The 18,264-nt window shown below is 62.6% G+C and carries 28 protein-coding genes; 7 read left to right on the forward strand and 21 right to left on the reverse strand.

All coding sequences use genetic code 11. The annotated features are described in order from the left end of the window. Window positions 1-226 precede the first annotated feature (226 nt). The 4 genes from M529_RS49530 to M529_RS45920 all read right to left on the reverse strand — a co-directional run bounded on the left by M529_RS49530 (window position 227) and on the right by M529_RS45920 (window position 4,115). On the reverse strand, window positions 227-796 hold the full coding sequence (locus tag M529_RS49530) for a hypothetical protein (RefSeq protein WP_062121710.1): 570 nt from the start codon (window positions 794-796) through the stop codon (window positions 227-229). 100 nt (window positions 797-896) lie between these two features. Beyond that, entirely contained in the window at window positions 897-1,874 is a 978-nt protein-coding gene (locus M529_RS45910; protein WP_007685991.1) for an ExeA family protein, read from the reverse strand. Beyond that, window positions 1,874-3,526 (reverse strand): IS481 family transposase, encoded by a 1,653-nt coding sequence (locus M529_RS45915; protein ID WP_007685992.1) that lies wholly within the window; start codon window positions 3,524-3,526, stop codon window positions 1,874-1,876. The genes M529_RS45910 and M529_RS45915 overlap by 1 nt, the downstream gene beginning before the upstream one ends. Continuing rightward, window positions 3,519-4,115, reverse strand: coding sequence for a recombinase family protein (locus tag M529_RS45920; RefSeq protein WP_007685993.1), 597 nt, complete (start codon window positions 4,113-4,115; stop codon window positions 3,519-3,521). Before M529_RS45920 ends, M529_RS45915 begins: the two co-directional genes overlap by 8 nt. 165 nt (window positions 4,116-4,280) lie before the next feature. Here M529_RS45920 and M529_RS45925 point away from each other — a divergent pair, with 165 nt between their 5' ends. The 3 genes from M529_RS45925 to M529_RS45930 all read left to right on the forward strand — a co-directional run bounded on the left by M529_RS45925 (window position 4,281) and on the right by M529_RS45930 (window position 6,208). Further along, entirely contained in the window at window positions 4,281-4,973 is a 693-nt protein-coding gene (locus tag M529_RS45925; protein WP_007685994.1) for a hypothetical protein, read from the forward strand. Between the two features lie 684 nt (window positions 4,974-5,657). Beyond that, entirely contained in the window at window positions 5,658-5,915 is a 258-nt protein-coding gene (locus M529_RS48760) for a helix-turn-helix domain-containing protein (protein ID WP_081215339.1), read from the forward strand. Between the two features lie 32 nt (window positions 5,916-5,947). Further along, window positions 5,948-6,208, forward strand: coding sequence for a hypothetical protein (locus M529_RS45930; protein ID WP_225870704.1), 261 nt, complete (start codon window positions 5,948-5,950; stop codon window positions 6,206-6,208). 17 nt (window positions 6,209-6,225) lie between these two features. On the opposite strand, the gene M529_RS45935 is transcribed toward M529_RS45930, so the two are convergent. From M529_RS45935 to M529_RS45945, 3 genes are all read right to left on the reverse strand, one after another. Further along, entirely contained in the window at window positions 6,226-6,465 is a 240-nt protein-coding gene (locus M529_RS45935) for a hypothetical protein (protein WP_006953912.1), read from the reverse strand. Between the two features lie 62 nt (window positions 6,466-6,527). Next, window positions 6,528-6,749 carry a hypothetical protein gene (locus M529_RS45940; RefSeq protein ID WP_004213291.1) on the reverse strand — a complete coding sequence of 74 codons (222 nt, stop codon included), beginning with the start codon at window positions 6,747-6,749 and terminating at the stop codon, window positions 6,528-6,530. A 297-nt stretch (window positions 6,750-7,046) separates the two neighbouring features. After that, complete coding sequence (locus M529_RS45945; RefSeq protein ID WP_236617750.1) at window positions 7,047-7,253, reverse strand: hypothetical protein; 207 nt, start codon at window positions 7,251-7,253, stop codon at window positions 7,047-7,049. 78 nt (window positions 7,254-7,331) lie between these two features. Between M529_RS45945 and tnpA the strand changes: the two genes are divergently transcribed. The 3 genes from tnpA (at window position 7,332) to tnpC (ending at window position 9,824) form a co-directional block, all read left to right on the forward strand. Beyond that, complete coding sequence (gene tnpA, locus M529_RS48765) at window positions 7,332-7,793, forward strand: IS66-like element accessory protein TnpA (protein ID WP_084491345.1); 462 nt, start codon at window positions 7,332-7,334, stop codon at window positions 7,791-7,793. Further along, complete coding sequence (gene tnpB / locus M529_RS45950; protein WP_010336289.1) at window positions 7,790-8,143, forward strand: IS66 family insertion sequence element accessory protein TnpB; 354 nt, start codon at window positions 7,790-7,792, stop codon at window positions 8,141-8,143. Before tnpA ends, tnpB begins: the two co-directional genes overlap by 4 nt. 154 nt (window positions 8,144-8,297) lie before the next feature. Beyond that, the gene (gene tnpC / locus M529_RS45955; protein ID WP_051184112.1) at window positions 8,298-9,824 is read left to right on the forward strand and encodes an IS66 family transposase; all 1,527 of its coding nucleotides are present in this window, start codon (window positions 8,298-8,300) and stop codon (window positions 9,822-9,824) included. Between the two features lie 44 nt (window positions 9,825-9,868). Here the strand turns inward: tnpC and M529_RS50645 are convergent, their stop codons facing one another. From M529_RS50645 to M529_RS45995, 7 genes are all read right to left on the reverse strand, one after another. Beyond that, the gene (locus M529_RS50645; RefSeq protein ID WP_021319979.1) at window positions 9,869-9,997 is read right to left on the reverse strand and encodes a hypothetical protein; all 129 of its coding nucleotides are present in this window, start codon (window positions 9,995-9,997) and stop codon (window positions 9,869-9,871) included. A gap of 221 nt (window positions 9,998-10,218) precedes the next feature. Continuing rightward, window positions 10,219-10,476 carry a hypothetical protein gene (locus M529_RS45965; protein ID WP_006953903.1) on the reverse strand — a complete coding sequence of 86 codons (258 nt, stop codon included), beginning with the start codon at window positions 10,474-10,476 and terminating at the stop codon, window positions 10,219-10,221. 256 nt (window positions 10,477-10,732) lie between these two features. After that, the gene (locus tag M529_RS45970; protein WP_007016086.1) at window positions 10,733-11,353 is read right to left on the reverse strand and encodes a DUF6884 domain-containing protein; all 621 of its coding nucleotides are present in this window, start codon (window positions 11,351-11,353) and stop codon (window positions 10,733-10,735) included. An 11-nt stretch (window positions 11,354-11,364) separates the two neighbouring features. Next, window positions 11,365-12,174 (reverse strand): hypothetical protein, encoded by an 810-nt coding sequence (locus M529_RS45975; protein WP_006953899.1) that lies wholly within the window; start codon window positions 12,172-12,174, stop codon window positions 11,365-11,367. Next, window positions 12,171-12,419: a hypothetical protein gene (locus M529_RS45980; protein ID WP_006953897.1), complete on the reverse strand. Its 249-nt coding sequence runs from the start codon at window positions 12,417-12,419 to the stop codon at window positions 12,171-12,173. Before M529_RS45980 ends, M529_RS45975 begins: the two co-directional genes overlap by 4 nt. A gap of 496 nt (window positions 12,420-12,915) precedes the next feature. Next, on the reverse strand, window positions 12,916-13,176 hold the full coding sequence (locus M529_RS45990) for a hypothetical protein (protein WP_006953895.1): 261 nt from the start codon (window positions 13,174-13,176) through the stop codon (window positions 12,916-12,918). Window positions 13,177-13,575: 399 nt separating this feature from the next. Beyond that, entirely contained in the window at window positions 13,576-13,812 is a 237-nt protein-coding gene (locus tag M529_RS45995) for a hypothetical protein (protein WP_006953891.1), read from the reverse strand. Between the two features lie 465 nt (window positions 13,813-14,277). On the opposite strand from M529_RS45995, the gene M529_RS46000 reads away from it, so the two are divergent. Then, window positions 14,278-14,568 carry a hypothetical protein gene (locus tag M529_RS46000; RefSeq protein ID WP_006953889.1) on the forward strand — a complete coding sequence of 97 codons (291 nt, stop codon included), beginning with the start codon at window positions 14,278-14,280 and terminating at the stop codon, window positions 14,566-14,568. 41 nt (window positions 14,569-14,609) lie between these two features. Here the strand turns inward: M529_RS46000 and M529_RS46005 are convergent, their stop codons facing one another. The 7 genes from M529_RS46005 to M529_RS0125230 form a co-directional block, all read right to left on the reverse strand. After that, window positions 14,610-15,143, reverse strand: coding sequence for a hypothetical protein (locus M529_RS46005; RefSeq protein WP_007016089.1), 534 nt, complete (start codon window positions 15,141-15,143; stop codon window positions 14,610-14,612). After that, the gene (locus tag M529_RS46010) at window positions 15,140-15,340 is read right to left on the reverse strand and encodes a hypothetical protein (protein WP_020819821.1); all 201 of its coding nucleotides are present in this window, start codon (window positions 15,338-15,340) and stop codon (window positions 15,140-15,142) included. The genes M529_RS46005 and M529_RS46010 overlap by 4 nt, the downstream gene beginning before the upstream one ends. A 21-nt stretch (window positions 15,341-15,361) precedes the next feature. Further along, window positions 15,362-15,628 carry a hypothetical protein gene (locus M529_RS46015; RefSeq protein WP_004213311.1) on the reverse strand — a complete coding sequence of 89 codons (267 nt, stop codon included), beginning with the start codon at window positions 15,626-15,628 and terminating at the stop codon, window positions 15,362-15,364. Then, a complete protein-coding gene (locus M529_RS46020) occupies window positions 15,625-15,912 on the reverse strand; it encodes a hypothetical protein (RefSeq protein WP_006953883.1) in 288 nt (95 codons plus the stop codon). Before M529_RS46020 ends, M529_RS46015 begins: the two co-directional genes overlap by 4 nt. Window positions 15,913-15,923: 11 nt before the next feature. Then, on the reverse strand, window positions 15,924-16,313 hold the full coding sequence (locus M529_RS46025; RefSeq protein WP_013054018.1) for a DUF3768 domain-containing protein: 390 nt from the start codon (window positions 16,311-16,313) through the stop codon (window positions 15,924-15,926). 327 nt (window positions 16,314-16,640) lie between these two features. Further along, window positions 16,641-17,921: a Fic/DOC family protein gene (locus tag M529_RS46030; RefSeq protein WP_006968049.1), complete on the reverse strand. Its 1,281-nt coding sequence runs from the start codon at window positions 17,919-17,921 to the stop codon at window positions 16,641-16,643. A gap of 3 nt (window positions 17,922-17,924) precedes the next feature. Then, window positions 17,925-18,185 carry a hypothetical protein gene (locus M529_RS0125230; protein WP_006968047.1) on the reverse strand — a complete coding sequence of 87 codons (261 nt, stop codon included), beginning with the start codon at window positions 18,183-18,185 and terminating at the stop codon, window positions 17,925-17,927. Window positions 18,186-18,264 lie beyond the last annotated feature (79 nt).

Raw genomic sequence — 18,264 nt, forward strand, 5'->3', positions numbered from 1 at the left:
TGTAGGCGATTGCAAAGATACTGGCCTCTGCTCGCAAACAGCGCGGATTTCTGCTCAGATTTGCTGACAGCAGGTGGGCCATGCTGCTCACGCTATGCGACAATGTGCTCGCCATCATCCGCGCCTGCTCGCAAACGGAGAAGGCCTGTTCTCGCTTTCTGCCAATAGCGAGGAGTGCCGGTGAGCGGTCTGGCAGCGATCGTTCCCGCCGGGTTTGCCGTAAGCATCAGCGCTCCCACTTCCTCAGGCTAGCAACGGATTGATCGTATAATGCCTGGAGCGAGCCGACCTGATTGTCTCGGAAGTGAATCGTCAGCACGAGATTGTCATACGGCAGATTGGCCGTGCAGAGCCCCGGCCGCGAGCCTCCGCCCATGGCGGAGCAACTCGCCAGCGATGGAGGACGCTTCTGACCTGCTTCGGCTGGCAACTGGTATGTCCAGAAAACACCATCACTTACCTTGCGCAGTGTTCGGCCGCGCCATGAAAGCGGGCGACTTGCGCAGACAGTCGAGTTGACAAGCGCCTCTGTTCCCGCTGCGCGGGCACACATCCGCTTCTTGCTTGCCACGCCCACCAAGTTTCGCTCCGGCAAGCTTGCGCTCGGATTTAGGTAGAACGAGAACCCGTCGCTGGGATCGAGCGCTGGTAGAAAGAACGGCTTATCATTGTCGGATATGTCGTTGGCTCTCGGGATGTCGAAGACTCGTCCCTCCAACCTCCTCTCGGCCGAGGCCGAGCACGCGCTGAGCAAGCTGACGATCGATAAAGAAGCTGCGGTAAGATGCCTGTTCATGCCGGCAGGCTATGAGAGAAGCGCAACGTCCACAATCGGTGGCACAGACGACATGCGTTGCGTCCGCGTGCGGGAGATACCAAGGCGAGGACAGCCAGTATCATATCGGCACACCGGCTTCGCGGAGCCGCTCGGTCAGGTCGCGGGTGTGTTCGGCGTCCAGCGTTCCGGCGAGGAACGCGCGTATGTCGGACGGCCGGGTGTTGAGCTGGCTGGCGAGCGCGCCCGCATCGTAACCGTTGCGCGTCAGCGTGGGTTCGAGGTCGTCAATCGCCCGCGACAGCACCTGCTCGACGATCTCGGCCGTGACGGGCTTGGCAGCGAAGCGGAAGCCCTGCTCGAAGGCGAGTGTCAGGTGCATCTCGATCTGGAGCGGGGTGCGCAGGCGCTCGGCGATGAGGTCGATCGCGTCCTCGTTCATCAAGTCGGCAACCTTGACCCCCTCGGCCGCACAGGCGCCGAGCAGCCAGGCAACATAGTCGCGGCGTTCGGCGCCGATGCCCTCATAGTCGAAGGTGGTCGTGCGGTAGCCGATCTCTTCCATTTGCGGGCGGCGCAGGTCGTTGCGTAGCCGAGGATGGCCGACCAGAAGGACCGACAGCAGCACGCCGGCATCAGCCACCACCTCCATCAACCGCTTGAGGCCGGTCAGCGTCTTGTGGTGCAGGTCATGCGCCTCGTCGACCACCAGTACGACCGGGCGCTTGCCCTTGCGCATGATGTCGCGCAGGTCGCGCTCGCGGCGCTCGGCCTGCTTGGGAATCTTCACCTGGGCACGGTCACCGGGCGAGAGATCGTAGAACAGCGCCTCGATCAGCGAGGGCAACGAGGTGCGGCGCTTGTCGACCGCAAGCGACTTGGCGACGGCGACCTTGCCCGCCCGGGCCAGCTCGTCCTCGATGCGGCGCAGCAGGTGCGTCTTGCCCGATCCGACCAGGCCGGAGACGACGATCAACCTGCCGGTCTGCACGGCCGCACAGACCTCGCGCACGAGGTTGCGCTGATGCTCTGTCTCGAAGTTGCCGACGCCTTGGAACGGGCGGGCGAGCCCGTAGCTGGATTGAACGTCGGCGAGCATCAGCTTGTCCCCCGTCTTGACTGGAACCGCTCTCGGATGCGGTCAGCGATGATGGTCTTGTCGAGCGTTTCGCCCAGCAGCGCGTCGATGAAGGCGCGGTCTGCCTCAGGCAGCGAGCCGAGCGGTCGCCGGAGCTGGTCGACGATGGCGTGGCGCGCCGCGAGCCCGGTCGGGTATGCCGTCTCGACCGCCGGCTCCGGAAAAGGTGTTTGCCGCACCGCGAGCCCTGCGGTGGAGGGCGGCAGCGACGGCAGCGGCCGGTCGCCGCCCGTCACGGTCGCGCGGGGCAGCCCCAGCTGGTCAGCGAGCCGGACCACCTTGTCGAGCCGCTCCTCGGCGCGGCTCTTCTGATACTTGCGATAGCGGTAGAGCGGCACGGCGCCGCGCGACGGCTCGTAAGGGCCATGCCGCTTGCCGTCATGCTCCACGAAGAGCTGCTGGTCGAACAGCCCCCAGAGCAGCGTCACCGTCTCGCCGGCGAGCTCGGGCTCGACCTCGTAGGAAGCGCCCTCAACCGAGACGGTCGCGTCGCCCGCAACGGTGCGCCGCTCGGGCTCACGAGCGAAGGCGCAGAACCGCTCCCATGAACACATGGCCCGCACGCCATCGCCGGGCAGGTGCCGCAGCCAGTGCTCGATCCGCGCGTGTGGCTCGGAACGATGGTCGCCGTTGTTGTAGGTGACCAGCGCACGCCGCATCCACAGATTGGCTTCCGCCTCGTCCTTGGGTTTGTGGAAGTGGTACAACGTCTCGTGCACCTCCTTCACCGTGCGGAACGGCCGCTCGACCTTGCCCTTGGCGCGGGCCGCGGTGTGCCGGTCGTCGGCCTTCGGCGGCAGATGGGTGAGGACGCGCACGCCGAGGCTGCCCATCACCGACTGGAACACGCGCGACCGGCTGACCGGGCCGTTGTCCATGTAGATCGTGACCGGCAGGCCCTGGAACGGCAGTTCGGGCTCAGGCTTGGCGGCGAAGGCGTTGAATAGAAAGCGCAGCGCGGACTCGGCATCCTCGCCATAGACGCTGCGATATTCCTGGTAGACCACGCCCGAGCAGTCATCGACGGCCGAGAACAGCATCAGCGTGGGTTTGCCGCGACCCTGCTCGATCCAGAGCGGCGCCTCGACCTGCTTGAGGTCGGACGGGCTCATGTCGAAGTGCCACAGCTCGTTGGATCGCCGCGCCTGAAAACGAACGGCTGCGTGGGGGCGGGTCACGCGGGCATAGTCCAGCCCTGATGAGCGGAGCAGCCGGTCGATGGTCGCCCGCTTCAGCAGGCCGGGTGCTACCTTGACCAGGCCCTCCGGCGTCTCGACGCCATCGGTTTCCAGGAACTCGATGGCGCGGGCGGTCGAAACGTGCCGGCCCTTCTTGTTGGTGGTCCTGATCTTCAGTGCGGCGACGATCTCGGCGTAGCGCTCCATCTCGGCCTGCGGGGCAACCCGCGTCGCACCATGGTCGGACCGGCGCACCGACTTGGGGCGGTTCAGCTCGCGCAACGCCCGGTAAAGGGTCCAGATGGAGATGCCATAGGCCTCGGCCGCACGGGCGATGATCTCGGTGCGACCGGGGTCGCGTGGGGGCAACAGCGACAACCGTCGGCGAAGATCGATCAGCGCCTCTCCAGGCGGTCGCTTCGCCCGGTCAGCCATGGGCTGTTGCAGCCTCCTTGATCGATGCACCGCTGCCGCGCTTGCCTGCATAGCGATAGAGGGTCGCGACCGACACGCCCATGCGCTTGGCGATGTCGCGCACCGGCAACGTGCCCTCCTTCATCATCGCCCGTGCCGCGGCGACGTCGCTCGGGCGCATTGCCGATGGGCGGCCACCCTTGCGACCCTGCCGGCGCGCCTCCACTAGCCCCGCGGTAGTTCGCTCGCGGATCAGGGCACGCTCGAACTGCGCGATGGCGCCGAACACGTGAAAGGTGAGCATGCCACCCGGCGTTGTCGTGTCGATGCTCTCGGTCAGCGACACCAGCCCGATCTTCTCGCGCTCCAGATCCTCGGCCGTGGCGATCAACTTCTTGAGCGAGCGGGCGAGGCGGTCGAGCTTCCAAACAACCAGCGTGTCGCCTGCGCGCAGCACGTCTTCCAGAATGCGCGCCAGTTCGGGCCGGTCATCGCGCGCGCCCGACGCCTTTTCGGTGAACACCCGCTCGCAGCCGGCCCGCCGCAGCGCATCGAGCTGGAGCTCGGGGTTCTGGTCGCTGGTGCTGACCCTGGCATAGCCGACCCGCATGAGCGTCTGATCTTCTCCAAACTCGTGCGGGGCATACCGTTTTGCGACGCGGGTTTCCAGAACAGTTTTGACAAAGTGCGGCCCGCAGATTTACGTTGCCGGCCCAGCAAGGCGATCGGCTCGTCAGAAACGGTCGTTTTGCAGAACCGCTGAGGAGCCGGGTTCATGCAGGTGCTCGATACGGTTGGCTGGGTCGGTGATGGCGACGACACCGACTTCTTCCTCGCAATCGAGCGCACCTTCGATCTGCGCCTGCGCTCGAACCTGCCTTGGACAACGTTCGGCGAGGTGCGTGACCATGTCGTCGCGCATGTCGCAGCCTACAGCGGGGGCGGCACGACATGCGCCACGCAGATGACGTTCTACAGGCTTCGACGCGCGCTCGGGCTTGGCCGGCACGTCGGGCCGGATGCGCCGTTGGCGCCGCTGATCGGTGGGAAGCTGCGCCAAGCGTTCAGCGACCTGGAAGCCGATACCGACCTCAAGATGCCGGCGACGCGAGCCGGATGGCTTGGGATTGTCAGTGGTCTCTGCTTCGCTGTCGCGGTCGCGATCCTCGCCTTCACGACGCTGGCACCTCCCCTTCGCATCTTCGCTGCTGGAGCGAGCGCCTACGCGGGGCTATGGTTACGGCACCTCGACCGCCGGCGATTACCTCGGAGGTGCGACACTATCGGCGATCTCGCCCGACTGGTCACGGAGCAGAACCGTGGCAGGCTTGCCCGCGACGGCGCGCGCCTCACCGCCCCCGAGATTTGGCGGATCATCCAGCAACTGGCCGCCGAGGAGAGCGGGATCGACCCCGATCTGATTGGGTCGGAAACGACCTTCTTCCGAGCCAAAGTGCGAGCAGCCTGATCAATGGCTTACTGGATTGCATAGATTGATGCCGAGACACGGGACATTGCGTGGCGTCGGACTGACGGCTTTGGGTGCCGTTGTCGTCGCAGGCTCTTTCGTCGCTCTCGGATTGCGACCGGATGGGATCGCCAGCTACTATCGCGATACGCTGACTCCGGCAGGGTTTGCCATTTGGTTCTGCGGCTTCGTAGCCGCCACACTCGCTCCACCCGCCATAGCTGTACTCTGCTGGTTTGGCGCCATGCGGTTCCGCTACGGGTGGCTTCTCCACATCCTGCTTGTTCCTGCCACCTACGCCGCTGTGCGAGGATCAATCGCGCTCATGCTCGCGGTAGCAAGTGAGCCGGACAGCGATGGCCCAACGAGATGGGCTACCGATCCAGCAGTGATGCTGATGGTGGTTTGCCCCATCGTGTACTTTCTGATCTTGGGTTCCACAAAGCTGCGTGAGCATCGCGCATCAGCAAATGACTGCTAATCTCGACTTTGTAGTTGGCAGATACCATGAGCGGCCCTTTGCCGTTTGCGAGCAGACGCGGATGATGGCGAGCACATTGTCGGATAGCGTGAGCAGCATAGTCGGCTCGTTGTCAGGTAATCTGGGCAGGAAAAGGCGCTGTTTGCGAGCAGAAGCTGCTACGGTTGCAAGCGCCTACACCTAGCCAGAAGGACGCGAACACGATGCCAACCATATACCTGAAACGAACATCGCCGTTGATGGCCCAGCTCGGGGCCAACATCGCTCGCGAACTAAAGAAACTAGGCATAACTCAAGGGGAGTTGTCCGAACGCTCGGGCGTTGCGGCGTCACATATTTCATACATGGTGCGCGGACATGGTAATCCAACGCTTGCTACCTTGGAGAGCCTTGCCGATGCTTTCGGATTATCGGCTGTCGAATTATTGGCAGCGGATAGCACTTCCCGCGACAAGTCCTGAAAGGCAGTCGCTTTATTTGATCGGAACAATCTATGTCCAGTAACCCGCCCCGCGAATTTGACCGACTGCTACAAGATGCGCCGCTGGTGCGGGCAATGGGGGGAGCACTCTCGATGTTTGCCACGCTGCTTGCGCGTCAAGGCATTGTCGAGGCGAGCGAGGTTGCAAACTTGCTGGGTATCTATGCGGTCGCCACAAGCGAAGTCGATAATGAAGAGGGCATGATCTTGGGATGCTGGGCAGCTATGATCCGCGACGTGGCGGAGCAACAGCGCACATCTGCTCGCAAATAGCCCCGGCGCGCACGGCGCTAGCCGTGAGCCGCTTCGATCTTCTGGGCAAGCTCGGCCAGGTGATCGGAATCAAGTAGATCCTCGGCGGTAAGATCGGCCGCGAAAAACTCGCTTCCGCTGGGTGGCGCGCGATCGGCGGCGAAAGCGGCCAGATAGGGCCGCGCCTCGTCCGTGGCGATCCAGCGCCAGAAAGCATTGCCCTGGCCGAATAAACCGCTCTCGAACATATCGAGCCGTGCTTGTGCGAAGTCGGTCAATTTGCGTCTCCTGACAATCAGTCGGTTCGGCAAAAAAAGGGAGGCCGAAGCCTCCCTTTGTCTTACTGGAACAGTTTGATGAAAGCGGGCGCGAGGCCGATGACTGCGAGGACGAAACCGACGCTGCCGATGACCCAAGTTTGTGCCGTCAGCTTGCTTTCGATTCCCTTGTTCGCCTCCTGAACCTTCACGGCGATATACTCCTCAATAGCCTCTACAACTTCCGCTGCGGCGTCGTCGGACAGATTAGCCGCTTTCAGTGCTCTAAACAATTTGATGTGCATCCGGTTCTCCTTCTCGTTGGTGACGGGAGACACCCGGCATGGGCACCGGCGCCGGCTGTCAGGGACCGCGAAGCGGCCGCGGTAGCGGGCGGTGGGGGAGCCGATTTGCGCAGCAAATTGGGGGAACCGCCGATCCTTGAAAGCTGGCGCGCACCCATGCCAAAATGCCACGACACACAGAGAGAAGAGATTGCGCGGGGCGGGGTTCGATGCCCCGTCCCGCGCTCTGCATGGCACCGAGATCATCGGTTTCGCCCAGCGGGCGAAAAGGGGCGGGCTAAGCCCGCCCCTCCGGCGTCAGCCGGATTGGCCGCGCTTCGCCTTGGCCGCCAGCACGACCGCGACGACTTGCGGATAGACGCATTCGCCGCGCTCGATGTTGCGGATGCCGGGGCCGTCGAGCACGTCCTTGATACGGTCCTCGATGATCTGGCCCAGCTCGGCCGCAACCGCCTCGATGTCAGCACTCGTCTTGCCGATAAACATCGGGTCTTTCGGCCACATGGTAAGCGGTCAAAATCCCCCACATTCTCATGATTTTGCGATTTGGTAGGTGTTGAGCCTTGCATTTGCGAGGTGGTGATGAGTGGTGATTTCGAAACCAGTTTCGAAACTGAAAGGGGTGGGAGGGCAGGCAAGGCCGAGCGTCTTGACGTCATTCCCTTGTCGAATGGCAACCGTGGGTGGACGCCTGCGGCGAAGGCGCGGATCATCGAGGAGAGTTTCAAGCAGGGCGCGAATGTGGCCGAGGTAGCCCGGCGTCATGGCATGCTCCCGCAACAGCTTTATAACTGGCGAGGGCGTTTCCGGGAACGGGCCGAGGGGATGGGCTTTGTTCCCGCGGTGATCGAAAGCCCGCCGGCACCTCCCGTACCGTCGCCATCTTCTGGGCCACCGGCGCCTGCAGTGTCATCGTTGCCCGCGAGTTCGAGGAGTGGCGGTGAGATTATTATCGAGACCCGCGGGCTGTCGATCCGCATCCCGTCCGACGTGGATGCCGACCATATCGAGCGGGTGCTCCTGGCCGCGCAGGTGAACACATGATCATTCCGCCCGGACCGTTGAAGGTGCTTGTCGCGACGCAGCCTGTGGACTTCAGGAAGGGTATGGCGGGCCTCGCCTCACTGGTTCAGCAGGAACTGCGTCTCGACCCATTCTCAGGCATGCTTTTTGTCTTCCGGGCACGCCGGGCGGACAGGATGAAGCTCCTGCTGTGGGACGGCACCGGGCTCGTACTGGTGACGAAGCGGTTGCAGGATGGGAAGTTCCGCTGGCCCCGCCCGGGAGACGGAGTGATGAAGCTGTCGGCGGCCCAGGCTTCCGCGCTGTTCGAGGGGCTGGACTGGTCGCGCATGCACGTGCCGCGGGTGCCAAAGCCACTTCATGCGCAGTAGATCGCACGCCTGATTCTACCTGACGCAAGGCTGTTCCCAGACGTGGGGAACTGGCTAGAATGCGGGCGTGGTGGCGCATCCCGAACCCCCTGTCGAGACCGGCCCGGAGGCTGGATATGACGAGCTTCCTAACAATGTGGAGCAGCTCAAGGCGATGGTGCTGGCCGAGCGCGCTCGCGCGGCACGGCTCGAACATATCCTCAAGCTGATCAACCGCTCGACCTTCGGCAAGCGTTCGGAAAAGCTGCCGGTCGATCAACTAGCCTTGACGCTGGAAGACCAGAACGTCGCGCTTGGTGAAGCCGATGGCTTGCAGGACAAGGCGGCCGAGGAGGCGGGACGTTACGGCCTCAGGCCGCGTCGCCGGCGGGCTCCAGATGCCGAACGCGCATCGCTGCCGGCCCATCTGCCGCGCTTCGAGACGGTGATCGAGCCCAAAAACCTGGAATGCGCCTGTGGCGGGACGCTGCACAAGATCGGCGAGGACCGTTCCGAACGGCTCGACATCATCCCGGCCCAGCATCGCGTGATGGTGACGATCCGCCCCCGCTATGCCTGCCGCTGCTGCAGCGACGGCGTTCGCCAAGCGTCGGCCCCGGCGCATGTAGTGCCGGGCGGCTTGCCGACCGAAGCGCTGATCGCCGATGTTCTGATCAACAAATATTGCGATCACCTGCCGCTCTATCGGCAATCGAAGATCTTCGCCCGGCAAGGCATCGAGATCAGCCGCGCCACTATGGCGAACTGGGTTGGTCGTGGCATCGCTGCGCTGATGCCCATCACCGACAGGATGCGCGCCGATGCGCTTGCCCGTGCCCGTCTGTTCGTCGACGAAACCACGGTCAAGGTGCTGGCGCCGGGAACGGGCAAGACGAAAACCGGCTATATGTGGGTCATAGTGTGCGACGATCGCGCTCATGGCGGCGTCGATCCGCCTCTGGCGCTATACACATATATGCCGGGACGCGGAAAAATGTGGGCCAAGCAGTTGCTCGGGTCATACCAGGGCATCCTGCAGGTTGATGCCTGGCAGGCCTATGACCAGTTCGGCAAGGACGATGGCGCCGACGCCGGCGTCACCAAGTCCTACTGCTGGGCTCATCTGCGGCGCGGGTTCGTCGATGCAGGCAGCGATGCTCCGGTCGCGCAGGACGCCTTGCAGCGCATTGCCGAGATCTATGGCATCGAAAAGGAAATCCGTGGGCGCACGGCCGAAGAACGCCTCGCTGTCAGGCAGGAGCGGACCCGTCCGCTGGTCGACAAGCTCCATGCCTGGTTCGCCGCCACCGCACCGCGCATGATGGCCGGATCGGCAACGAGCGATGCGATGAAATATGCGCTCAAGCGCTGGGCGGGCTTCACCCGGTTCCTCGATGACGGCAGGATCGAGATCGATAATAACGCCGCCGAACGGGCTATCAGGCCGGTGACTCTCCAAAGAAAAAATGCACTCTTCACCGGCCACCAGCTCGGTGCAGAAAACTGGGCGGCGATCTCCTCGCTGGTCGAAACCTGCAAGATGCTGGACATCAACCCCTACGCCTATCTCTGCGATGTCCTTACCCGGATCATCACCCGCGCGGATACCGATCCGATCGACGATCTGTTGCCCTACTGCTGGACCGATGCCAACGCCGCGCAAACCTCGTTCGAACTGAGCAGCATCGCAAGCGCCGCCTGATCGTTCAAATTACAGCCCCGTTCTCAAGGCCACGTGGGGGATTTTTACCGCTTACGCCACATGCTTTCCGCGTCGAAATGATCCTTATCGTTCAACGCGGTCGCCAGCGCCTCGATCGCAGCATTTCCAAGCGCACGCTCGAAAGCCAGCTGAGCGAACAGACGATGAGACATAACAACCTCCTTGTTGCCGGAATTGGCGAGGCCAAGGGGAGGGCAGCGCCGGGTCGGGTCAGGGACCGCGAAGCGGCCGCGCTAGCGGGCGGTGGGGGAGCCGATTTGCGCAGCAAATTGGGGGAACCGCCGATCCTTGATGCGGCCTGGTGCAGCCCTCATGCTAGGAAGACACTGACGGGGGGATTTAACGAACTAACGCCCGCCCATCGGGCGGACCTTCACCCTGCGCCGTCTCGCGCCCGAACGATCGCGCTGTATTCCAGCAGCGTTTGTCGGACATTCTCATCATCCATCACATTGAGCGCATGGCCGGTGGCCGATGCCTGATCCGTCCGCATTTCGAGCCAAGCGATCCGCGCCGTGTTCGGCACAACGCGACCATGCTCAAGCGCGATCTGCTCGCTGTAACCGGCGATAACATCGTTGATGGCCTCAAGGGCTGCCTCATAGGCAATGGCCTGATCTTGGGTCCACAAGGGCGCTGTCGGTGTGGGGGCAGTCACCTTGCCATATAGAGAGGGCAACTGGTCTCCCGGCAAGCGCAAACTACGCCATTTGCGCTTGCCGAGAGTGGGCGGCCCTACCGGGGGGCTTGGGCCGTTGATGGGCCTATAATCCTCAAACTCACAACGCCAAATGGCGTTGGATAGATTGAAAGGGCGGCGCGACAAACAGATGCCCCCTCGAAGCGCATCGCGCGAAGTTGCGCATGGACCGCGACAATTCTCGCTTTCAGTTGTCGCTTAACCAAGCGAGCTGCTGACCGATTCCAAGCCCCTCCATCGGAACCGATGCGCGCCGTTCGATCTGCGGCCAAAGGGGATCGCGATAGTTGCGGCCTGCGAGAACGATCAGCGGCGCGGCGGCGTCGATCTGCTCGGCCATTGCTTCGATCACGCGCGCGCCCCAAAGGCGGCGCGCGCCTGCCTTCATCGCGCCTAGCGTTTCGTCATAGCGCGCGATGACGGTTTCCGGGGCGATCAGGCCATGCTTTGCTGACAGGATGAACCATGCGCCGCCCTGTCGTTCGACATAGGCACGGGCCTTCTGGAACCATGGCGATGCGTAAAGATCGCGCGCCGGGGCGGGGCGGTCCAGCTTCGCAGCAACGCAAGCGACAAGGAAAACCGGAGACGGGGACGGGGGAGGGTCGATGACAGACGGCGGCGCTGCCTCAAGATCGGCAATGACGGTGCAGCGGCCCCATTTCTGCAATTGGCGCTGCCATCCTTTCGGCGGTCCTTGGCGCTCGGCAACGTGGCTAAGGGTCGGTCCACCGAACAAGTCGGGTTGCTCCCCGATGCGCTGCACCGGGGGAACGTAGCGAGGTTCGCGGATGCAATGGCGGGCCATGCTCGATCCCCTCAAAAGGCGAAAGCGGTCTGGCCGCTCGCCTCGGTGAAGCTGGCGCTATCGCCTGCCGCGTAACGGTCGCGGCCCATGGGGGACCATTGCAGATGCCCGGAACGATCATAGGAAAACCAACCATCCTCGATCCCGATGATGAAGGACCATGCCTTATCCTCGGCGCAAGGTCCGTGAAGATTGATCGGCCAATGCTCGGCCCCGCGTTCCTGCTGGCAGGGCGACGGCGCGGAAAAGCTGCGAAGCAACGCGGCGCGTTCGGTCGGCTCGGTAGCTCCCATTTCCCCCATGATCTGGCGGGCCTCGACGGTGCTGATGTGACCGCTCGCCTTCCTGTCGGCGTGGTCCGAATAGCGAAGGCCATAGACAACGGCATTGAAGATATTGCGCGGCTCGGTGAACTCCTGCGTTTCGAGCAATTCGCGCCATTTCCCGGCGCTGATAAGGTCCACCGCATGATGCCAGAGCGAATGAACGCGGTTGCTGTAGCCGTGGCGGTTCGTCACGCCATCGCGGGCGATCTCGATCCCTAGCGCGCGCTCGACGTGCTGCACGAAAGGATGGGCGGCAAGCAAAGGATGGCGAAGGCCGATCTTGCGCGGCTCGTCCTGCTCTGCACGGATAACCTCTATGGGGAACTGAAACAGGCGCGACGGCAGATTCCACGGCGCGGAAAGGGGAAAGTCACGGGGCACATCAAGCGCCTCGTTAATATCCAGCACAAAGCCGTTTGGCGCGAAGCCTGCGGCAATGATCTGGTCGCCCAGCTGGTCGGCCTGCGCGGTGCGTATCGCGGCGGCGGCGCTCATGCGCTCAACTCCGCATAGGTGGCGCTGCACTCGTAGCGGATCGCATCGCCATCCCACATAGGACCGCAAACGCCCTTGAATTTCGGTGCGCCCTGCAACTCAAGCCGCTGGCTCGGATTGCTGTTGTAACCGCTGCATTGAAGCCCCTCGACCGCTGCCCGGCTGACGATGGTTTCAAAGGTCGCGCCCTCGATCTCGATTCGGTCAAAGTCCTGCTCGGTCTGGCGGTAGATACGGATTTTCATGGGCTTTCCCTTCCTAATTGAGCCGAAGGCGATGACGGGTCATCGACTTCTGCCGAAAGCGGGCGACGCTGGGCCGGGGAATGCCGCAAACGGGGCCGATCAGGGGGGAGGGGGATCACCCGCCCTGCACGGAGCGCAGCGAAGGAAGGGCGGGGAAACCCGCCTGATCGCCAAGCGGAGCCGCGCAGCGGCGGAGACGGTCTAGCCCTTGCGGCAGGGGGCAGGAACAGGCCCCAAACGCGACAAATCAGCGCGGCGGCTTGCCGCCTCAATCTGCGCCAGGACAGGCGGTGGCAGCTGAAAGCGCGAGTCAACGTGTCCTCGGTCCAGTCGCGGCCACATGACAGCGATAGTGGGCCGCCAAGGGTCAGGCGCGCCGCCTCGTCGCGGGTTGCATGGTAGGTGTCATAGAGGCCGAGCCAAAGGGCTATGGCCTTGTCTCGGCCGTCGCAAATATCCGCAATCTGCGCGGGCGTCATAAGCTCCTGGCCCATGCTCACGCCCCCCCGAGGATAAGAGCACCAAAGCCGAAGCCCTCGGCGGCGTCCTCGATGGTGGTCACAAGGCCGTCAAAATCTTCATCCGGTCCTAGTAGGTCGGCAATCTCGATGACGGCGGGAAGGTCAGCGCCATGATTTTCGGCAAGGTCTTTGATGTAGCCGAAGCGGTCAAAATTGCCCTCTTCCTCATAGCGAGCGAGCGGAATGGTGCGGGCGGCGTTGATCCGAAGAATCGTTGCCAACGGAATGTCGGTCATGTGCTGTTTTCCCTGCCTAGAATGGAGCCGAAGGCGATGACGGGTCATCGACTTCTGCCCAGCGGCGAGCAGGGCCGGGGAATGCCGCAAATCAGGGCCGATCAGGGGGGAGGGGGATCACCCGTCCTGCACGGAGCGTAGCGAAGGAAGGGCGGGGAAACCCGCCTGATCGCCAAGCGAGGCCGCACAGCGGCCGAGACGGTCCAGCCCTTGCGGCAGGGGGCAGGAACAGGCCCCAAAGTCGAACAGCGGACGCGGCGGCATTGCCGCCTCAATCTAGGGAAAAGCGCCCGCCAGGTCATAGCATAGCGGTGACCTAGAGGACGCTGCGGCATGTCGCCGGCGACATGCCCAACGGATAGCGCCGGAAGCATCCGAGCAATCGGATCCTCCGTCATTTTAATTGCCCGAGCGGTTGCGCGACACGTCCGCATAAGGCTTGCGGCGGCACTGGCTGCACCGAAGCCGCGCGATCAGCTCGTAAATGCGGGTATCGAAAGAAATGCGGCGCGAGCGGGCGAAGTCGCCCAGCGGGGCGACAACGCGGCGACCGCAAGCGCAATAGATGCGCAGATAGCAGCCTTGCCGATACCAGATAGGATCAATGGGCTTGGGGCGGTTGTAGTTCGCGGCCATTGGGCGCTTATGCGCCAAAGGGAACAGACGGGGAACACCTCGCGCGCGCGTCGGTTATTGGATTGGCAAGGGAAAAGGGCTATATAGGCAATGCTTCGTGTGCTGATTCATTTCACGCACCTACCTGAACCCGCCGTGCTGTCACACGGCGGGTTCAAACATTTAGGGCGGGCGGCCCTGTCAGACCACCCGCCCCGCTAGATCAGCCCTTATCGGACTTCCCCAGCTTCACAATTGCGATCACGAGCGCGACGGCTGCGATCGTCAATTGAGCTGCTTCATATGCTGTCAAATCACATCACCTCCTTTGAGCGAGAGGATTTGCGAAGGGCCGCTGTCACAGTCCCTCGCCCTCGCTCGATGGGGGCTATACAACGGATTGGCGAGAATGCGCGCGAAACGCGCTTCACATTTTCGTGAAGCCGTTGGATGATCGCCGGCGACCGTTGATGAAAAGGGGAAGCTATGGGCCTCGTATCGCAGGTTAGCGCCGATGACCGGGAAAGTGCATGGCGAATAATCCGTCATCGCGAAATCATGGAACGACTGATTCCGCTTTGGGCTGTGCTTGGCGTTGCGCTGGTGCTGATGGGCGTGGACCTGGGCGGGCGTCTGCTGTGGACGCTGCCAATGATCGGATATGTCTTTGGGGTGATGGCGGTCGATCACGGCCCTGATTACCGCGCCGCGAATTATTGGGTGCCGGTCCTGGGAAGCCAAGCGGCGGCGCTGCTGCCTCTCATCGCCAGATTCTAGATCTCTCTGGAGCGGTGGCAGCTGCCACCGCTCCACGCGCGTCAAGCTCTGGCCTCGAAGCGGGCGATCAGCTGTTCCGCTACGGAAGTAATTTCGGCGGGGTCGGCGGTTTGAGTGCAATCGCCGCCTACAACAGCGCCGAGCGTGCCGCCGTCCAGTTGGACAACGTGGACACGCCACACGTCGCGCCGGAGTTCGTATTGATCGGGAAGCGGCCTCTGCATGATTTCATGAAACACCAGGTCAACCCATTGGCGCGCGTCCGGATCAGAAGACGCATCGGCGTAGTCGGCGCGGCTCGCCATGACGCTGTATCGGTCGCCTAGCATGAATTGGCGTTCGCGCGCGCGTCGGTCCTGCTCGATCCGCGTCACGCGATCTTTTTCCGCCCGCTTCATGGCCTGTTTCATCCGAACATCGTCGGCGCTGCGCGTCAGCGCCGCCATGATGTTGAGGACGCGCGCGGGCATATAATGCCCCGCGCGCTCGGCCGCCTCGATCACAAATTGCAAATCGCTGATCTCGGTGGGGGAGAGGGTGACGCGAACGGCGCTCGCCGTGTTGCTGATTTTCATGGCTGCGGCTCCGGCTCTTCCTTCGCCTTGTAGGCGGCAAGGCCGATCCACGATCCGTTATCGCCGCGAAACTGGCGCACAACATCGCCACCGTCCCAATGGCCGGTGAAGATGCCGCGCCGGTTGATGCCGCCGACGGGGCGCGTGCGCGCCGCCAGAAGGCGGGCGCGGCGCGTGTCTCGATCTAGGTGGCGCATGGGTTGCATGGTCAATCCTTCCTATTCGCTGGCGGTGTCGAGTTGCGTGCCGATCTCGTCGGCGTCGAAGTCTTCAAGGGCTGAAATCGCGCTTTCCAGTTCGGAAACTGCGGCGTCCATCGCCTGCGCGCGTTCGCTGTCCTCAAGACTGGGTGGCAGATTTTCGCGGGCGGCCTGCTCGTCATCCTTGACGGTTTCGAGCATGTCGCGCGCCTCATCCAACAGGGCCTTGCCCTTGTCGATCAGCACGCGGGCGGCGGCGATCTGCTTGCGGCGTTCGCGGTTCATGCCTCTGCCCTCACGTCGCCGCTGTCGATCTGGAAGCCTGCGCGGGCCAGCTCGTCACAAAGGGCGCGCTGCCGATCCTCGCGGGTGCCGCTGGTGGCGATGTAGCTGCACCGGCCATCGTGGAAGGCGAAGCCTGCGCGTTTCAGGCATCCGCGAAACCGCTGGTGGGTGCGGTCGCTCCAATCCAGTGTGCCCGCATAGTTGCGGAAGGCGGCGACAGCGCAGACGGAACCGTAATTCTCATCACGCCAGCTAAGCTCGATCACGGGGGGCGATTTGGTCATGGTGGCCTCCCTCAATATTCGCTGGTTAGGAGAATGGTGAGCACGCGGGTTGTGGCATCGGGATTCCATGGTTCGGCGCTGCCAAATTCAAGATCGCGGTCGTAATAGTCGAACTTCCACATGACCGAGAGGGCTGGGCGCGTGCTGTCGTCAGTCCAGCGGGTATGCCATTGGCCGATCACATCGCGATAAAGGAAACCGGCGTCATGCTCGCCGTGAGGATCGTTGTCGGGTGTGAAATCCTCAAAGCCCTCGATCATCTTGAGAATGTCGGACTGCGTATTCTCGTCCAGCGCCGCGATGCCTTGCGTAATCACGGTGCGACAAGTCACGCCCATCGTTCGCCGCGCAATGTCGTTCAGCGCCGCAACGGTGGCGATCTGGTCAGTTGTCGCTTCCATTTTCCTCACTCCTTTAGGCGAAGCCGCTGCCTGCGGCCTGCGGCTCTGACCCGCTGGCGAAGCGCGGGATGGGGAGGGGGGAGCAAAATCGATGGGAGTGGTGCGGGCGGCGCGACTAGGGAGGCCCCGGCGCGCGCGAGCGCGCCGGAACTGGCCGAACTTGTCGGGCAACCCGGTCCTGTCGATTATGCTTCGGGAACGAAAGGGCGGGTGCCCTTGGTGTTCCCCCGGTGGCAGCTGCCACCACTGACGGAGCGCGGCCCTGGGCCGCTCGATCCTATGTGGCAGCTGACAGACTACGAAGCGCGCGGCCCTGGCCGCTCATTTTCAGCGCTCGCGGTCCTTTGATTTCTCGGCGGTCGGCGTCGGTGATTTGCCTTCGCGCAATGTTGCGGCGACATGGGCCTTTGCGCTTTCGACGATCTGCGCCAGCTGTTCCTTCGATGCGCCGCGCTCGGTAGCTGTCGCGACGCGCTTATCAATGGCGAGCTGGAATTGCGCGAACCTGGCATCGGCGCGGTTCTGCTCAGGCGAGTTTTTCTCGAATTGCGCGGCAAGGCGTAGATCAACCTGACTGACGCCGGGAGGCATGACTTGCAGACGTAGCGCGCGATCGGCGGCCTGAATGTCGCGGTCGGTCATTTTCGAAAGGAAATCTGCGGCGCCCGCGCTGATGGCGCGGACTCTTTGCAGCGGGTCCATACCCTCGGACCAATTGACTTCGATCTGATGATAGCGGCGTTGCTCAATCAGCTGAAGGTGGTGCATCGGCCCTTTGGGATCGCGGAAAAAGGCAAGCTCCTGCGCTGAACGCGCGGCCAGCTGGCGCATGTCAGCGGACGTTTCCGCGATCCGATTAAGCTGCTCATGCTGCCGCGACGCAACGGTTTGCGCAGTAGGTAGGTAACGGCTGATTTGATCCTTGGCCTGCTCGATACTCATTGCGCGTCGTTCGCCAACTGGCATGAGAGATTCCATCGAGGGTGGAAACGCGATGCCCGCTGGCCCACGCGCTGGCTCGACGCGGTTCTGTTCGAGGGGCATGGCATCACGGATGACTTTGGCGAGGGAGGCGTGATTTCCAGTATGGAAGCTGTCGCGGCTCGCCTCCATCCAGTCCTTCGGCCCCATTGCCTGGATCGAGACGAATTTCTCGGCCGCAAGGGAATGTAGCTGCAAGTGCAGCCGCATGGTGCGACCATTGCCCTCACGGAACGGATGAACGGCATTTAATTCGGAAATATGCCGCCCCATGGTATCCGCAAAGCGATCACGATCCATCGACTTGAGGGTTTGGAGGTCGGGCAGCTGCTTAAATTCGTGCTCCATGCTGCGGGCAATGAAGTGCGCTCGGGCAAAAGTGCTGCCGGGTTTGCTTATGTCCACAGTCCGAAAGCGCCCCGCCCAATCATATACGTCCTGAAACAGATGATTGTGCAGTTCGCGATACTCGCGCGCGTTCGTCGCCGGCGCGGCGCGCTGCACAACCAGCTCGCCATGTCGGACAACCGAGAAGAAAGCTTCTCGCTCCTTGAGGATATTATCGTCGCGGATTCCCAGCTTGTTCCGAAGAACGTCGCTGTTACGCCAGGTGTAAGGGTCGCTCACCTGTCATGCAGCGAGTTTCTGGCGGGACAGAACATCACGGTTGTAGTCCTGCGCCAGACCAATCGCCACATCGACGGGAATTTGGGTTTCGACCAACAGCAAACAAAAAGAGTGGTCATCCGAAACCAATTCAAGTCCTTCAATCTTGCAATTTGCGATTGCTTCGCAATAAGCTGCCATCACGTCAGGAATCTCTTCCTGCCGACGCGGCTCATACCCCATCGCCTTGATGCGATTCCTGTAGGTGTCGATGATATTTTCCATTTTGCACCTAAAAACGACCTGCTCCCGCCCATAGTTAACATGTCGGGATTTGTATATAAACCACATTGAGTAGCCCCCA

Origin of the sequence: Sphingobium ummariense RL-3 (genome assembly GCF_000447205.1) — a bacterium.
GTDB classification, from domain to species: Bacteria; Pseudomonadota; Alphaproteobacteria; order Sphingomonadales; family Sphingomonadaceae; genus Sphingobium; species Sphingobium ummariense.

What these genes read in the sequence shown, in the direction of transcription:
- M529_RS49530 (WP_062121710.1), bottom strand. Translation starts at nt 796, where the DNA reads ATGAACAGGCATCTTACCGCAGCTTCTTTATCGATCGTCAGCTTGCTC.
- M529_RS45910 (WP_007685991.1), bottom strand. Translation starts at nt 1,874, where the DNA reads ATGCTCGCCGACGTTCAATCCAGCTACGGGCTCGCCCGCCCGTTCCAA.
- M529_RS45915 (WP_007685992.1), bottom strand. Translation starts at nt 3,526, where the DNA reads ATGGCTGACCGGGCGAAGCGACCGCCTGGAGAGGCGCTGATCGATCTT.
- M529_RS45920 (WP_007685993.1), bottom strand. Translation starts at nt 4,115, where the DNA reads ATGCGGGTCGGCTATGCCAGGGTCAGCACCAGCGACCAGAACCCCGAG.
- M529_RS45925 (WP_007685994.1), top strand. Translation starts at nt 4,281, where the DNA reads ATGCAGGTGCTCGATACGGTTGGCTGGGTCGGTGATGGCGACGACACC.
- M529_RS48760 (WP_081215339.1), top strand. Translation starts at nt 5,658, where the DNA reads ATGCCAACCATATACCTGAAACGAACATCGCCGTTGATGGCCCAGCTC.
- M529_RS45930 (WP_225870704.1), top strand. Translation starts at nt 5,948, where the DNA reads ATGTCCAGTAACCCGCCCCGCGAATTTGACCGACTGCTACAAGATGCG.
- M529_RS45940 (WP_004213291.1), bottom strand. Translation starts at nt 6,749, where the DNA reads ATGCACATCAAATTGTTTAGAGCACTGAAAGCGGCTAATCTGTCCGAC.
- M529_RS45945 (WP_236617750.1), bottom strand. Translation starts at nt 7,253, where the DNA reads ATGTGGCCGAAAGACCCGATGTTTATCGGCAAGACGAGTGCTGACATC.
- tnpA (WP_084491345.1), top strand. Translation starts at nt 7,332, where the DNA reads ATGAGTGGTGATTTCGAAACCAGTTTCGAAACTGAAAGGGGTGGGAGG.
- tnpB (WP_010336289.1), top strand. Translation starts at nt 7,790, where the DNA reads ATGATCATTCCGCCCGGACCGTTGAAGGTGCTTGTCGCGACGCAGCCT.
- tnpC (WP_051184112.1), top strand. Translation starts at nt 8,298, where the DNA reads ATGGTGCTGGCCGAGCGCGCTCGCGCGGCACGGCTCGAACATATCCTC.
- M529_RS50645 (WP_021319979.1), bottom strand. Translation starts at nt 9,997, where the DNA reads ATGTCTCATCGTCTGTTCGCTCAGCTGGCTTTCGAGCGTGCGCTTGGA.
- M529_RS45970 (WP_007016086.1), bottom strand. Translation starts at nt 11,353, where the DNA reads ATGGCCCGCCATTGCATCCGCGAACCTCGCTACGTTCCCCCGGTGCAG.
- M529_RS45975 (WP_006953899.1), bottom strand. Translation starts at nt 12,174, where the DNA reads ATGAGCGCCGCCGCCGCGATACGCACCGCGCAGGCCGACCAGCTGGGC.
- M529_RS45980 (WP_006953897.1), bottom strand. Translation starts at nt 12,419, where the DNA reads ATGAAAATCCGTATCTACCGCCAGACCGAGCAGGACTTTGACCGAATC.
- M529_RS45990 (WP_006953895.1), bottom strand. Translation starts at nt 13,176, where the DNA reads ATGACCGACATTCCGTTGGCAACGATTCTTCGGATCAACGCCGCCCGC.
- M529_RS45995 (WP_006953891.1), bottom strand. Translation starts at nt 13,812, where the DNA reads ATGGCCGCGAACTACAACCGCCCCAAGCCCATTGATCCTATCTGGTAT.
- M529_RS46000 (WP_006953889.1), top strand. Translation starts at nt 14,278, where the DNA reads ATGGGCCTCGTATCGCAGGTTAGCGCCGATGACCGGGAAAGTGCATGG.
- M529_RS46005 (WP_007016089.1), bottom strand. Translation starts at nt 15,143, where the DNA reads ATGAAAATCAGCAACACGGCGAGCGCCGTTCGCGTCACCCTCTCCCCC.
- M529_RS46010 (WP_020819821.1), bottom strand. Translation starts at nt 15,340, where the DNA reads ATGCGCCACCTAGATCGAGACACGCGCCGCGCCCGCCTTCTGGCGGCG.
- M529_RS46015 (WP_004213311.1), bottom strand. Translation starts at nt 15,628, where the DNA reads ATGAACCGCGAACGCCGCAAGCAGATCGCCGCCGCCCGCGTGCTGATC.
- M529_RS46020 (WP_006953883.1), bottom strand. Translation starts at nt 15,912, where the DNA reads ATGACCAAATCGCCCCCCGTGATCGAGCTTAGCTGGCGTGATGAGAAT.
- M529_RS46025 (WP_013054018.1), bottom strand. Translation starts at nt 16,313, where the DNA reads ATGGAAGCGACAACTGACCAGATCGCCACCGTTGCGGCGCTGAACGAC.
- M529_RS0125230 (WP_006968047.1), bottom strand. Translation starts at nt 18,185, where the DNA reads ATGGAAAATATCATCGACACCTACAGGAATCGCATCAAGGCGATGGGG.